The 13,309-nt window shown below is 63.1% G+C and carries 10 protein-coding genes; 3 read left to right on the forward strand and 7 right to left on the reverse strand.

Annotated elements, in window-relative coordinates; genetic code table 11:
• Window positions 1-230 precede the first annotated feature (230 nt).
• The 6 genes from KI241_RS01935 to KI241_RS01960 form a co-directional block, all read right to left on the reverse strand.
• Window positions 231-608 (reverse strand): DUF971 domain-containing protein, encoded by a 378-nt coding sequence (locus KI241_RS01935; protein ID WP_042730508.1) that lies wholly within the window; start codon window positions 606-608, stop codon window positions 231-233.
• A gap of 81 nt (window positions 609-689) precedes the next feature.
• Window positions 690-2,027 (reverse strand): ATP-dependent protease ATPase subunit HslU, encoded by a 1,338-nt coding sequence (hslU, locus tag KI241_RS01940; protein WP_047736137.1) that lies wholly within the window; start codon window positions 2,025-2,027, stop codon window positions 690-692.
• A 54-nt stretch (window positions 2,028-2,081) separates the two neighbouring features.
• A complete protein-coding gene (gene hslV / locus KI241_RS01945) occupies window positions 2,082-2,612 on the reverse strand; it encodes an ATP-dependent protease subunit HslV (RefSeq protein ID WP_007968352.1) in 531 nt (176 codons plus the stop codon).
• A gap of 270 nt (window positions 2,613-2,882) precedes the next feature.
• Entirely contained in the window at window positions 2,883-3,578 is a 696-nt protein-coding gene (locus KI241_RS01950; RefSeq protein ID WP_042731501.1) for an SPOR domain-containing protein, read from the reverse strand.
• A gap of 1 nt (window position 3,579) precedes the next feature.
• On the reverse strand, window positions 3,580-5,316 hold the full coding sequence (gene argS, locus KI241_RS01955) for an arginine--tRNA ligase (RefSeq protein WP_042731500.1): 1,737 nt from the start codon (window positions 5,314-5,316) through the stop codon (window positions 3,580-3,582).
• Between the two features lie 269 nt (window positions 5,317-5,585).
• Window positions 5,586-7,805 (reverse strand): primosomal protein N', encoded by a 2,220-nt coding sequence (locus KI241_RS01960; protein WP_042731499.1) that lies wholly within the window; start codon window positions 7,803-7,805, stop codon window positions 5,586-5,588.
• A 288-nt stretch (window positions 7,806-8,093) separates the two neighbouring features.
• On the opposite strand from KI241_RS01960, the gene rpmE reads away from it, so the two are divergent.
• The 3 genes from rpmE to KI241_RS01975 all read left to right on the forward strand — a co-directional run bounded on the left by rpmE (window position 8,094) and on the right by KI241_RS01975 (window position 10,591).
• The gene (rpmE, locus tag KI241_RS01965) at window positions 8,094-8,315 is read left to right on the forward strand and encodes a 50S ribosomal protein L31 (RefSeq protein ID WP_042731498.1); all 222 of its coding nucleotides are present in this window, start codon (window positions 8,094-8,096) and stop codon (window positions 8,313-8,315) included.
• A gap of 41 nt (window positions 8,316-8,356) precedes the next feature.
• Window positions 8,357-9,142: a thermonuclease family protein gene (locus KI241_RS01970; protein ID WP_212803299.1), complete on the forward strand. Its 786-nt coding sequence runs from the start codon at window positions 8,357-8,359 to the stop codon at window positions 9,140-9,142.
• A 180-nt stretch (window positions 9,143-9,322) separates the two neighbouring features.
• On the forward strand, window positions 9,323-10,591 hold the full coding sequence (locus tag KI241_RS01975; protein WP_042731496.1) for a malic enzyme-like NAD(P)-binding protein: 1,269 nt from the start codon (window positions 9,323-9,325) through the stop codon (window positions 10,589-10,591).
• 141 nt (window positions 10,592-10,732) lie between these two features.
• On the opposite strand, the gene KI241_RS01980 is transcribed toward KI241_RS01975, so the two are convergent.
• Window positions 10,733-13,177: a penicillin-binding protein 1A gene (locus tag KI241_RS01980; RefSeq protein ID WP_199925097.1), complete on the reverse strand. Its 2,445-nt coding sequence runs from the start codon at window positions 13,175-13,177 to the stop codon at window positions 10,733-10,735.
• Window positions 13,178-13,309 lie beyond the last annotated feature (132 nt).

Below are 13,309 nucleotides of genomic sequence, written 5' to 3' on the forward strand. Positions count from 1 at the left end.
GCAAGCCACAGCCAATACCAGTACGCTGCTCGGGTGACCGTTAATTCCGCATCGTGACCAATGAGGAAACATGTGCAAGGGAACTCGCCCGTTCCTTTGCAGGGAACTTGCCAGCTCCATTGGTTACCCGAGTTTAATTTTTTTCGCAAGCAGGCCAGTCATTGACCTCGCCGGGCGGACATTCAAGCAGATGAGTCTAGAAAATTCGCCCTAAAGCGCCAGCCCTTGAGCTAGAGCATCAGCTTGACGACGCAAGTGTTCGGGTCGCGGGTTTTTCCGGCGGCCTTGAGTTCGCCAAGATAATCGTTCCACAGGTCTTCCTGGCGCACCGCCAACTGGTAGAGGTAGTCCCAGGTGAACAGTCCGCTGTCATGGCCGTCGTCGAAGGTCAGTTTTAGTGCGTACTGGCCGGCCGGCTCGATCTTGGTCAGGCCGACGCCGAGCTTGCCGTATTGCAGGATGGGCTTGCCGTGGCCCTGGACCTCGGCGGAAGGCGAGTGCACCCGCAGGAACTCGGCGCTCAGGTGGTACTCCTCATCCGGCGCGTATTTCAGCGTCAGGGTCTTGGAGGCTTTGTGCAGGTTGATGGCGGTGGGGAGTTTGGTCATACAAGCAGCTTACAAGTTACAAGCTACAAGCTACAAGCTGGAGGTGACCTGCTTGCAGCTCGCAGCTTGAGGCTCGAAGCTCTAGAGGATATACCGCGACAGGTCTTCGTTCTGCGCCAGTTCGCCCAGGTGGCTGTTGACGTACTCGGCATCGATCAGGATCGGCGCTTCGTCGTGGGTGCTGGCCAGGTCGCCGGCGCTGAACGACACTTCCTCGAGCAAGCGTTCGAGCAGGGTGTGCAGGCGACGGGCGCCGATGTTCTCGGTCTTCTCGTTGACCTGCCAGGCAATCTGCGCCAGGCGCTTGATACCTTCGGGCGTGAACTCGATGTTCAGGCCTTCGGTCTTGAGCAGCGCGCAATACTGTTCCGTCAGGGACGCATGAGGCTCGCTGAGGATGCGTTCGAAGTCTTCCGGCGACAGTGCCTTGAGCTCGACACGAATCGGCAGGCGGCCTTGCAGTTCAGGCACCAGGTCGCTTGGCTTGCTCAGGTGGAACGCACCGGAGGCGATGAACAGGATGTGGTCGGTCTTGACCATGCCCAGCTTGGTGTTGACCGTGCAGCCCTCGATCAGCGGCAGCAGGTCGCGCTGCACACCTTCGCGGGACACATCGGCGCCGCCGACGTTGCCGCGCTTGGCCACCTTGTCGATCTCGTCGATGAACACGATACCGTGCTGCTCGACGGCCTCCAGGGCCTTGGCCTTCAACTCTTCTTCGTTGACCAGGCGGCTGGCCTCTTCCTCGCGCACCAGCTTGAGCGCTTCCTTGACCTTGAGCTTGCGGCTTTTCTTCTTGCCCTTGCCCATGTTGGCGAACAGGCTCTGCAACTGGTTGGTCATCTCCTCCATGCCCGGCGGCGCGGAAATGTCGACGCCGACCATTTCGGCCACTTCGATCTCGATTTCCTTGTCGTCCAACTGTCCTTCACGCAGGCGCTTGCGGAACAGTTGGCGGGTATTGGAATCCTGGGTCGCGGCGGAGTCGGCGTTGAAACCCATGCGCGCCGGCGGCAGCAGGGCATCGAGGATGCGCTCTTCGGCGGCGTCTTCGGCGCGGTGGCGGACCTTGGTGATTTCCTGTTCGCGCAAAAGCTTGATCGCGGCGTCGGCCAGGTCGCGGATGATCGATTCGACATCGCGGCCGACGTAGCCGACTTCAGTGAACTTGGTCGCCTCGACCTTGATGAACGGTGCATTGGCGAGCTTGGCCAGGCGGCGGGCGATTTCGGTTTTACCGACACCGGTCGGGCCGATCATCAGGATGTTCTTGGGCGTCACTTCGACACGCAGCTCTTCAGGCAGCTGCATGCGGCGCCAGCGGTTGCGCAGGGCGATGGCGACGGCGCGCTTGGCATCGTCCTGGCCGATGATATGGCGGTTGAGTTCGTGGACGATTTCGCGGGGAGTCATGGACATAGTAATTGGCGGTCCTCAAGCAAAAATGAGCCGTGGCACGGGGCCGGGACAGGCTTATTCCGCGAGATCCTGCTCCTCAATGGTTTGGGTGTGGTTGGTGAAGACACAGATGTCGCCGGCAATGCCCAGGGCAGTCTCGACGATTTCGCGCGCCGACAGGTCGGTTTTTTTCAACAGGGCGCTGGCCGCTGCCTGGGCGTAGGCACCGCCGGAACCCATGGCGATCAGGCCGTCCTCGGGCTCGACGACGTCACCGTTGCCGGTGATGATCAGCGAAGCGTCCTTGTTGGCGACCGCGAGCATGGCTTCGAGGCGGCTCAGGGAGCGGTCGGTGCGCCATTCCTTGGCCAGTTCCACGGCGGCGCGGATCAGGTGGCCCTGGTGTTTTTCCAGTTGGCCTTCGAAACGTTCGAACAGGGTGAAGGCGTCGGCGGTGGCCCCGGCGAAGCCGGCGATGACCTGACCGTGATAGAGGCGGCGGACTTTCTTCGCGTTGCCTTTCATCACGGTGTTGCCCAGTGAAACCTGGCCGTCGCCGCCCATGACGACTTTGCCATGACGGCGGACTGAAACGATGGTGGTCAAGGGAAGAGTCTCCACGCAGCGGGGCGAAAATGCCCGGATGGAACTCATATGGGGGTGAGGTGGGGTTTTTCAACTGCGGGGTGAGGCAATGGACGAGTGGTGCGGTGGATGCTCAGCGCTCCTGTGGCGAGGGGATTTATCCCCGTTGGGCCGCGCAGCGGCCCCAAAGCTTGTCATCGGAGTGTCAGGCTAATTGCTTCAAGCTTTTGGGGCTGCTGCGCAGCCCAGCGGGGATAAATCCCCTCGCCACAGAGGTTGGTGTCGCCTGGTTCAGCGGCTCTGGCGTTGTTGTAACAACAGGTTGCTAAACCCGCTGCCAGCCAGTTGCTTCTGGGCCTTGGTCAGCTCTTCCCGGTTGCTGTACGGGCCTACCAATACCCGGTACCAGGTCTCGTCCTTCACGGTCCCCGATTCCACCGACACGGACTGGCCCAGCAGGATGATCTGCGCCCGGACCTTGTCGGCGTCGGCTTCCTTGCGGAACGAGCCGGCCTGCAGGAAGAACTTGGTCACCGGCGCGGCTTTCTGCACGGGCGGGGCCGGCGGTGGCGTGATGCCGGCCAGTGCCGCCTGGGCGCGAGCGGTGTCGATCTTTGCCGCTTCGGCCGGGGTCACCGGCGTCGTCGGCACTTGCGGCGTCGGCAGGGTTTTTTCCGGCACGGCGTCTGGCGGCACGATGACTTCCGATTCCGGCAGCAAGGTGTAGAAGTCGTATTTCGGCTTCACCGGTTGCGTCGGGCTCGGCGGGGTCTTGTTGGCCTCGGCGATGCGCGTGGCTTTCTGCTGCTCCTGGCGGACGCGCTTGACGTCATCGCCCTGGCCCGGCTCCAGCTTCATCAGGAACACAATGAACGCGCCGACGCTCAGGCCGATGGCCATCCACAACCAGCCTGGAATCGGCTTCTTGGCAGGAGGCTGGTAACGACTGGCGCCGCGTTTGGGTGCAGGTTTTTTCTTGGCGGCCAACTTACATGCGCTCCAGGGTTTCCAGGCCCAGCAATTCCAGGCCTTGCTTGAGCGTACGCCCGGTCAGCGCGGCGAGGCGCAGGCGGCTCTGCATTTGCTCCGGGGTCTGTGCGCTGAGGATCGGACAGTTCTCGTAGAAGCTGGAGAACAACCCGGCCACATCGTACAGGTAGGCGCACAGGGTGTGGGGCGTGCCCTTGTCGGCGACGTTGTTCAGCACTTCGCCGAACTGCGCCAGTTTCGCCGCCAGCTCCTGTTCGTGGGCGGCTTCAAGCACGATGCGGCCGTCCACTTCCTCGAAGCGTTTGCCCAGTTTGCGGAACACGCCGGCCACGCGGGTATAGGCGTAAAGCAGGTACGGCGCGGTGTTGCCTTCGAAGTTGAGCATCAGGTCGAAGTTGAAGCTGTAGTCGCTGGTGCGGTGCTTGGACAGGTCGGCGTATTTCACCGCATCGATGCCCACGACCTTGGCGATCTTGCGCAGCTCGTCTTCGGCCAGGTCCGGGTTCTTGCCCTTGACCAGTGTGTAGGCACGGTCCTGGGCTTCGGTCAGCAGGTCGATCAGCTTCACCGTGCCGCCATCGCGGGTCTTGAATGGGCGGCCGTCGGCGCCGTTCATGGTGCCGAAGCCCATGTGCTCCATCTCCATCGGGCGGGTCACGAAGCCGGCCTGGCGCGCCACTTCGAACACCTGCTGGAAGTGCAGTGCCTGGCGTTGGTCGACGAAGTACAGGACCCGATCGGCCTCGAGCACGCGGTTGCGATAGCGCACGGCGGCGAGGTCAGTGGTGGCGTAGAGATAGCCGCCGTCGGCCTTGACGATGATCACCGGCAGCGGTTCGCCGTCGGCGGTCTTGAACTGGTCGAGGAACACGCACTGGGCGCCGTTGCTTTCCACCAGCATGCCCTTGGCCCGCAGGTCGTTGACCACGTTGATCAGGTCATCGTTGTAGGCGCTTTCGCCCATCACGTCGGCCATGGTCAGTTTGACGTTCAGCAGTTCGTAGATTTTCTGACAGTGGGACAGGGAAATGTCCTTGAACCGGGTCCACAGCGCCAGGCACTCGGCATCGCCGGCCTGCAATTTGACCACCAGGCCACGGGCGCGGTCGGCGAATTCCGGCGACTCATCGAAGCGTTGCTTGGCGGCGCGGTAGAAGTTTTCCAAGTCCGACAGCTCATCGCTGGTGATGGGGTTTTCCTGCAGGTAGGCCATCAGCATGCCGAACTGGGTGCCCCAGTCGCCGACGTGGTTCTGGCGGATCACCGTGTCGCCGAGAAACTCCAGGACCCGGGCCACGCCGTCGCCAATGATGGTCGAGCGCAGGTGGCCGACGTGCATTTCCTTGGCGAGGTTGGGGGCCGACAGGTCGACCACGGTGCGCTGCAGCGGGCCGGCCTTGCGCACGCCGATGCGTTCGTCGGCCAGGGCGGCGTCCAGGCGCGAGGCCAGGGCCTGGGTGTTCTGGAAGAAGTTGATGAAGCCGGGGCCGGCAATGTCGGCCTTGCTGACGTTTTCATCGGCCGGCAGTGCGGCGATGATTTTCTCCGCCAGGTCCCGCGGTTTCATGCCGGCCGGCTTGGCCAGCATCATCGCGATGTTGCTGGCGAAATCGCCATGGGTCTTGTCGCGGGTGTTTTCGACCTGAATCGCCGGCGACAGGCCTTCTGGCAACACACCTTCAGTGACGAGTCGGGCGATGGCTTGCTGGATGAGCTGGCGAATGGTGTCTTTCATGGTCTTCTCTATCAACCGCAGGCGCGGCGGCGCTTCGAGGCGCAGGTGGAAAAACTGGGCATTATCCGTGGCCCAGGCGAGCTTGCCAACTGTAGCGGGTCGGTTGGGGCCATGTGATGACTATTCTTGCTGGCCTGGATGCACTCGGTCCACCTGTGGGAGCGGGCTTGCTCGCGAAAGCGGCGGCACAGCCAACATCACCACAACTGACCCACCGCTTTCGCGAGCAAGCCCGCTCCCACAGGGGGCAAAGCTTGCGATCTGCTCAATCAATACAAATCCACCGGGTCCACATCCAATGACCAGCGCACCGCGCGCCCGCTGGGCATCTGTTCCAGCGCCAGCAGCCAGGCACTCAGCAGGCGATGCAGCGGTGCCCGGGCATTAGCCTGTAATAAAAGCTGTGCCCGATAACGCCCAGCCCGCCGTTCCATCGGAGCGGGCACCGGGCCCAATAGTTCGATCCCGGTGAGATTCTGCTGCGCCAGCAGGTGCTCCGCCTCGCTGCAGGCTTCGTCGAGGAAGCCTTCGGCCTGCCCGGGCTTGTGGGCTTCGGCGCGCAACAGCGCGAGGTGGGCGAACGGCGGCAGGCCGGCACTGCGCCGTTCGCTCAAGGCTTGTTCAGCGAAGGCGAAGTAGCCTTGTTCGGTCAGTTGGATCAGCAGCGGATGGTCCGCCAGGTGCGTCTGGATGATGACCTTGCCTGGCTCTTCCGCCCGCCCGGCGCGCCCGGCGACCTGGACAATCAACTGTGCCATGCGCTCGCTGGCGCGAAAATCACCGGAGAACAGCCCGCCATCGGCATCGAGGATCGACACCAGGGTCACCCGTGGAAAGTGGTGGCCTTTGGCAAGCATCTGCGTGCCTACCAAAATGCACGGCTGGCCCTTCTGGATCGTGGCGAACAATTGATTCATCGCGTCCTTGCGCGACGTGCTGTCGCGATCCACCCGCAGTACCGGGTAATCGGGAAACAGGATGCCCAGGCGTTCCTCGGCGCGTTCGGTGCCGGCGCCCACCGGACGCAAGTCCACCCGGCCGCACTGCGGACAATGCCGGGGCACCCGTTCGCAGTGGCCGCAATGATGACAACGCAGTTCGCCAGAGCGCTGGTGCACGGTCATTCGCGCGTCGCAGCGCTCACAGCCGGACATCCAGCCGCAGTCGTGGCACAGCAGCGTCGGGGCGAACCCGCGGCGGTTGAGGAACACCAAAACCTGCTGGCCGGCGGCAAGCGTCTGGCCGATGGCTTGCTGCATGGGGCCGGAAATACCGCTGTCCAGCGGACGGCTTTTCACGTCCAGGCGCAGGAAACGCGGCTGTTTGGCGCCGCCGGCCCGTTCGTTCAGGCGCAGCAGGCCGTAGCGGCCGGTGTAGGCGTTGTGCAGGCTTTCCAGGGACGGCGTCGCGGAACCGAGGACAATCGGGATGTTTTCCTGGCGGGCGCGTACCAGCGCCAGGTCGCGGGCGTGGTAGCGCAGGCCTTCCTGCTGTTTATAGGAGCCGTCGTGTTCTTCGTCGATGATGATCAGGCCGGGGTTTTTCATCGGCGTGAACAGGGCCGAGCGGGTGCCGATGATGATGTCGGCCTCGCCATCCCGGGCGGCGAGCCACGCGTCCAGGCGTTCGCGGTCATTGACCGCCGAGTGCACCAGGGCGATCCGGGCGTTGAAGCGTTGCTCGAAGCGCGCCAGGGTTTGCGGGCCGAGATTGATTTCCGGAATCAGCACCAGAGCCTGCTTGCCGGCTTCCAGGGCCTGGCGGATCAGTTGCAGATAGACCTCGGTCTTGCCGCTGCCGGTGACGCCCGCCAGGAGAAAGGCATGGTAGCTGTCGAAACCTGCACGGATCGCCTCGCAGGCGGCCCGTTGCTCGGTGTTGAGCGGCAGTTCCGGCTGGGCCAGCCAGTGCTCATGGCGCAGGCCCGGGGCATGCCGGCGAACGTCTACCTGGACCAGGTCCTTGGCCAGCAACAGGTCGAGGCTGTCCTTGCTGAGCATCAGTTTGCTCAGCAATTGATGCGCCACACCGTGGGGATGCTGGGCCAGGGTCGCCAAGGCCTCGCGCTGGCGCGGTGCGCGGGCGATGCGCGGATCGTCCAGGCTCGCGCCCGGCGCCACCGACCAGAACCGCTCCTGGCGCGCCTCGGCCGGCTCACCCTGGCGCAACAGCACCGGCAATGCCCAGCTCAAGGTATCGCCGAGGCTGTGCTGGTAATACTGGGCAGTCCACAGGCACAGCTTGAACAGCGAGGCCGGCAGCGGCGGCGTGGCGTCGAGCAGCGCCAGGGCCGGCTTGAGCTTGTCGGCCGGTACTTCGCTGTGGTCGGTGACTTCCACCAGGATCCCGATCATCTCCCGTCGGCCGAACGGCACCCGCAGGCGCATGCCCGGCTGCAACTGGGCGCGCGGGACCCCGGCCGGAGCGCGGTAGTCGAACAGGCGGCGCAGGGGCGAAGGCAGGGCAAGGCGCAGAATGGCGTTGGGCACGCGGGGATCTCAATGACAGGCATGTTCAAAAGGCTGGGCGCAATTCCTGTGGGAGCGGGCTTGCCCGCGAAAGCGGTGGCACAGTCGGCATTACCGCAAACTGATTCACCGCCTTCGCGGGCAAGCCCGCTCCCACATTGGTATCGTGCATGAGGCCGGGAGCCTAGCAGACGGTTGGTACAAGGCATAGCTTGCGTGATTGGCGATGTCTGGTAGAATCCGCGGCCTAATTACGTGCGGTATTCAACAATAGTGTTGGGTGGCGGCACGCTAGCCTGAGGAAACACCATGAAAACCGATATCCATCCGGAATACCCAGAAATTGCCGTGACTTGCAGCTGCGGCAACAAGTTCGAAACCCGTTCGACCTACGGCAAAGCCCTGGCGATCGACGTTTGCAACGAATGCCACCCGTTCTACACCGGTAAGCAAAAGACTCTGGATACCGGCGGCCGCGTTCAGAAGTTCGCCGATCGTTTCGGCGCTTTCGGCGCTACCAAAAAGGCCTGAGGCTGATCATTTTGGAGGTTCGTCTCGACGGCTCCAGACTGATGAAAAAGGCGTCCCTTGCGGGCGCCTTTTTTGTGTCCGCGATTTGGCTGGGGCAAGCCCAGGCGTTCTGTTCGGCACCGGCAGGCCTTGCCCAGGCGACGGTCCAGCGCGTGGTGGACGGCGACACCCTGCGCCTGAGCGATGGCCGCAATGTACGCATGATCGGCCTCAACAGCCCCGAGCTGGGGCGGCAGGGGCGTTCCGACGAGCCCTTTGCCGTGGCGGCCCGGCGTCGGCTCGAAGCCCTGGTGGCCGCCAGCGATGGGCGCGTGGCCTTGCAGCCCGGCAAGGAAGGCAAGGACCGCTACGGCCGTACCCTGGCCCATGTCTACGGGGCCGATGGCCAGAACCTTGAAGCGCAGTTGCTTGCCGAAGGCTTGGGGTTCTACGTGGCGGTGGCGCCGAATGTGGACCTTGTGGCCTGTCAGCGTGCGGCCGAACGCCAGGCGCGTGAGGCAGGACTTGGTCTGTGGAAGCGCTCGCCAGTGCTCAAGCCGCAGCAAATCCAGGCGCCGGGCTTCGCCGTACTGAGCGGACGGGTGAGTGATGTCAGGCGCAATCGCGGCGGGATTTGGATCGAATTGCAGGATTCGGTTGTGCTGCGCGTTGCGCCCAATCTGCTGGGGCAATTCGACACGGCGAGCCTTGAACGGCTCAAGGGCCGGCAGGTCGAGGCGCGGGGCTGGGTGGTCGACCGTTCACGACGGGGCGGGCGCGAGCCCGGACAAGCCCGTTGGATGCTGCCGCTGACCGACCCGGCCATGCTGAACGTGACGACTGAATAAAAATTGTAGACATTTTTCTCGCTGATTGTATGCAGCTAGCCCTTATGTTTCGCGGCTCTTGGCCCAAAGTCGTAGGGCAGGGCGCTTGACAGGGGTGACCGGTCAGTCTTGTAGGGACTTTGCGAGGCGCGTATCCTCGGCGGTCCGTCTGTCCAACACAGTAAAAAGCGGAATGCCCACATGTCTGATCTGAAAACTGCCGCTCTCGAATATCACGCTAATCCTCGTCCAGGGAAGCTGAGTGTCGAGCTCACCAAGGCCACCGCTACTGCCCGCGACCTGTCGCTGGCCTACAGCCCCGGCGTAGCCGAACCAGTGCGCGAAATTGCCCGCGACCCTGAACTGGCCTACAAGTACACCGGCAAGGGCAACCTGGTTGCAGTCATTTCCGATGGCACCGCGATTCTCGGCCTGGGTGACCTGGGGCCACTGGCTTCCAAGCCGGTCATGGAAGGCAAGGGCGTGCTGTTCAAGCGCTTCGCCGGTATCGACGTGTTCGACATCGAAGTCGACTCCGAGAGCCCGCAAGCCTTCATCGACACCGTCAAGCGCATCTCCATCACCTTCGGCGGCATCAACCTGGAAGACATCAAGGCGCCAGAGTGCTTTGAGATCGAACGCACCCTGATCGAACAGTGCGACATTCCGGTGTTCCACGACGACCAGCACGGTACCGCCATCGTGACCGCGGCCGGCATGATCAATGCCCTGGAAATCGCCGGCAAGACCCTGCCGGAAGCCAAGATCGTCTGCCTGGGCGCTGGCGCTGCCGCCATCTCCTGCATGAAGTTGTTGGTGAGCATGGGCGCGAAGATCGAAAACATCTTCATGGTCGACCGTACCGGCGTGATCCACTCCGGCCGCGACGACCTGAACCAGTACAAGGCCGTGTTCGCCCACGCCACCGACAAGCGCACCCTGGCTGAAGCGCTGGACGGTGCCGACGTTTTCGTCGGTCTGTCCGGTCCTAACCTGCTGAGCCCGGAAAACCTGCTGCGCATGGCGCCGAACCCGATCGTGTTCGCCTGCTCCAACCCGGATCCGGAAATCTCCCCGGAGCTGGCCCACGCGACTCGTAGCGACGTAATCATGGCCACCGGCCGTTCGGACTACCCGAACCAGGTCAACAACGTATTGGGCTTCCCGTTCATTTTCCGCGGTGCCCTGGACGTTCGCGCCAAGCGCATCAACGAAGAGATGAAAGTCGCGGCGGCCAACGCCCTGCGCGAACTGGCCAAGCTGCCCGTACCTCAGGAAGTGTGCGACGCCTACGGCGGCATCAAGCTGGAATTCGGTCGTGAGTACATCATTCCGAAACCTATGGATGCTCGCCTGATTACCCTGATCTCCGACGCCGTGGCCAAGGCTGCGATCGAGACGGGCGTGGCGACCCTGCCGTATCCGAAGAACTACCCGCTCAAGAGCGTGGATGACGTGTTCAACGGTTAACAGCAGTCGCTCATAAAAAAACCTGGCCTCGGCCAGGTTTTTTTATGAGCTTCGAGCGGCAAGCTTCAAGCTGCAAGTAGAGGCGAAGCCTACCGTGCTTGCTTTGGCTTTACTTGAAGCTTGCGGCTCGCCGCTGCTTTCCTAGAACAGATCGATAGGCGCCGCTTCGTCCGCCGGCAGCGGGCTGCCCGGTGCAACGCCATTGCCCAGTTCGTTGACCGACGGCGGGGTGTCTTCGCTCTTGAACAGCTCGAAGTAGGCCCCCGGGGTGCCCGGGGTGGCGGCACGGCCGCTGACCGGGTCGACGCGCAGGCTGAGGATGCCTTCGGGTTCCGGTTGGGTGTGGGGCGGCTTGTCCTTCAGGGCGGCGCCCATGTAGCTCATCCAGATCGGCAACGCCACGGTGCCGCCGAACTCGCGGCGACCGAGGCTTTCCGGCTGGTCGAAACCGGTCCAGACGGTGGTCACGTAATCGGCGTTGTAGCCGGAGAACCAGGCGTCCTTGGACTCGTTGGTGGTGCCGGTCTTGCCCGCCAGGTCGGTACGCCCCAAGGCCAAGGCGCGACGGCCAGTGCCGAGCTTGATCACGTCCTGCAGCATGCTGTTGAGGATGTAGGTGGTGCGTCCGTCGACGATGCGCTCGGCGACGGCCGGTGCTTGCGGCACCCCTGGGGCGGTCGTGGCTTCGCCCGGCAGGGCGTTGACCGTGAACGTCTCGGTGGACGGAGCGGCCAGTCCATCACTGGCCTGCTCGCCCGTGGGCACGCGTGGCGGGTTGGCCACGAACAGCGTCTCGCCGTTGCGGCTCTCGATCTTGTCTATGATGTACGGCGTGATCTTGTACCCGCCGTTGGCGAAGGTGCTCCAGCCCGTGGCGATTTCCATCGGGGTCAGGGTCGCGGTGCCCAGGGCCAGGGACAGGTTGCGTGGCAGGTCCTGCTTGTTGAAGCCGAACTTGCTGATGTAGTCGATGGTGCGGTCCACGCCGAGCGCTTGCAGCAAGCGGATCGACACCAGGTTGCGCGACTTGTACAGCGCTTCGCGCAGGCGGATCGGCCCGAGGAACGTGTTGGTGTCGTTCTTCGGCCGCCAGACTTTGTCCAGGTACTCGTCGACGAACACGATCGGCGCATCGTTCACCAGGCTGGCGGCGGTGTAGCCGTTATCCAGGGCAGCGCTGTAGACGAACGGCTTGAAGCTCGAACCCGGCTGGCGCTTGGCCTGCAATGCGCGGTTGTAATTGCTCTGCTCGAACGCGAAGCCCCCCACCAGCGAACGGATGGCACCGTCCTGTGGGTCGAGGGACACCAGCGCGCCCTGGGCAGCCGGGATCTGGCTGAACTTGAGGGTATTGTCCGCCTGGCGCTGCACCCGGATCAGGTCGCCGACCTGGGCCACGTCCGACGGCTGGCGAGGGTTGGCACCCATGCTGTTGGTGTTCAGGAACGGCCGGGCCCATTTCATGCTGTCCCAGCCGACATGCTCTTGCTGCTCGCCGTTGCGGGTCAGGACCTTGAGCCCGTCCTTGTCCACCGAGGTGACGATGGCCGGCTCCAGGCCGCTGATGGTGCGTTGCTTGGTCAGCTCCAGGGCCCAGGCTTCCTGGGTCTTACCGGGCAGGCGCGATTCCGGGCCGCGGTAGCCGTGGCGCTGATCGTAGGTCATCAGGCCTTCGTGCAGGGCGGTGTTGGCCATTTCCTGCAAGTTGCTGGGCACCGTGGTGGTGACGCGGAAGCCTTCGGTATAGGCGTCGCTGCCATAGCGGCCGACCATTTCGGCACGGGCCATCTCGGCGATGTAGGGCGCGTTCACCTCGGGGGTCGGTACGTGATAGCTGGCGTTCAAGGGCTCGTTGATCGCGGCGGTGTAGTCGCTTTCGCTGATCTTGCCGAGCTTGTACATGCGCCCCAGGATCCAGTCGCGCCGCTCCTTGCTGCGTGCCGGGTTGGCCAGTGGGTTGAAGCGCGACGGGGCCTTGGGCAGGCCGGCGATCATCGCCATCTGCGCCAGGCTCACATCGCGGATCGACTTGCCGTAGTACACCTGCGCCGCCGCCTCGATGCCGTAGGCGCGGTTACCCAGGTAGATCTTGTTCACGTACAGCTCGAGGATCTCGTCCTTGGTCAACTGCCGCTCGATCTGCAAGGCCAGGAGGATCTCGGTGGTCTTGCGCGAGAAGCTGCGCTCGCTGGTCAGGAAGAAGTTCTTGGCCACCTGCATGGTGATGGTGCTGCCGCCGGACTGGATGTGTCCGCTCTTGACCAGTTGGCTGGCGGCGCGCATCAGGCTGCCGGGATCGACGCCGTAGTGGTTGGCGAAATTGTCGTCTTCAGCACTTAGTAACGCATTGATGAAATTGGGGGGAATGTCGGCGAAACGAATCGGTGTGCGGCGCATTTCGCCAAATTCGGCGATCAACTTGTTGTCGCTGCTGTAGACCCGCAGGGGAATCTGCAACTGAATACTTCTCAGAGCCTCCACGGACGGCAAACCCGGACTAAGGTAAAGAAACGCACCGCTCAGACCCAGGAGCAGTCCGCAGAAAACGGCGATGATGGACCATCCGAAAAATTTCAGCAGACGAATCAAGGCTTTTGGATATCCAGGCAAAGAATGAAAAAGGCGCCAGGTGCAGGGAAGGCCCCGTGCTTGCAACAAAGCGAAAAAAACGCTGGGCATTATAAGCATTTTTTTTCGCCAGGAATGCCATCCGGACGT

This window comes from Pseudomonas sp. Cab53 (assembly GCF_018325965.1).
Taxonomy (GTDB): Bacteria; Pseudomonadota; Gammaproteobacteria; order Pseudomonadales; family Pseudomonadaceae; genus Aquipseudomonas; species Aquipseudomonas chlororaphis_E.

Excerpts from the sequence above, each read along its gene's own strand:
- rpmE (WP_042731498.1), top strand. The coding sequence starts at position 8,094 with ATGAAAACCGATATCCATCCGGAATACCCAGAAATTGCCGTGACTTGC.
- hslU (WP_047736137.1), bottom strand. The coding sequence starts at position 2,027 with ATGTCCATGACTCCCCGCGAAATCGTCCACGAACTCAACCGCCATATC.
- KI241_RS01970 (WP_212803299.1), top strand. The coding sequence starts at position 8,357 with ATGAAAAAGGCGTCCCTTGCGGGCGCCTTTTTTGTGTCCGCGATTTGG.
- KI241_RS01975 (WP_042731496.1), top strand. The coding sequence starts at position 9,323 with ATGTCTGATCTGAAAACTGCCGCTCTCGAATATCACGCTAATCCTCGT.
- KI241_RS01935 (WP_042730508.1), bottom strand. The coding sequence starts at position 608 with ATGACCAAACTCCCCACCGCCATCAACCTGCACAAAGCCTCCAAGACC.
- argS (WP_042731500.1), bottom strand. The coding sequence starts at position 5,316 with ATGAAAGACACCATTCGCCAGCTCATCCAGCAAGCCATCGCCCGACTC.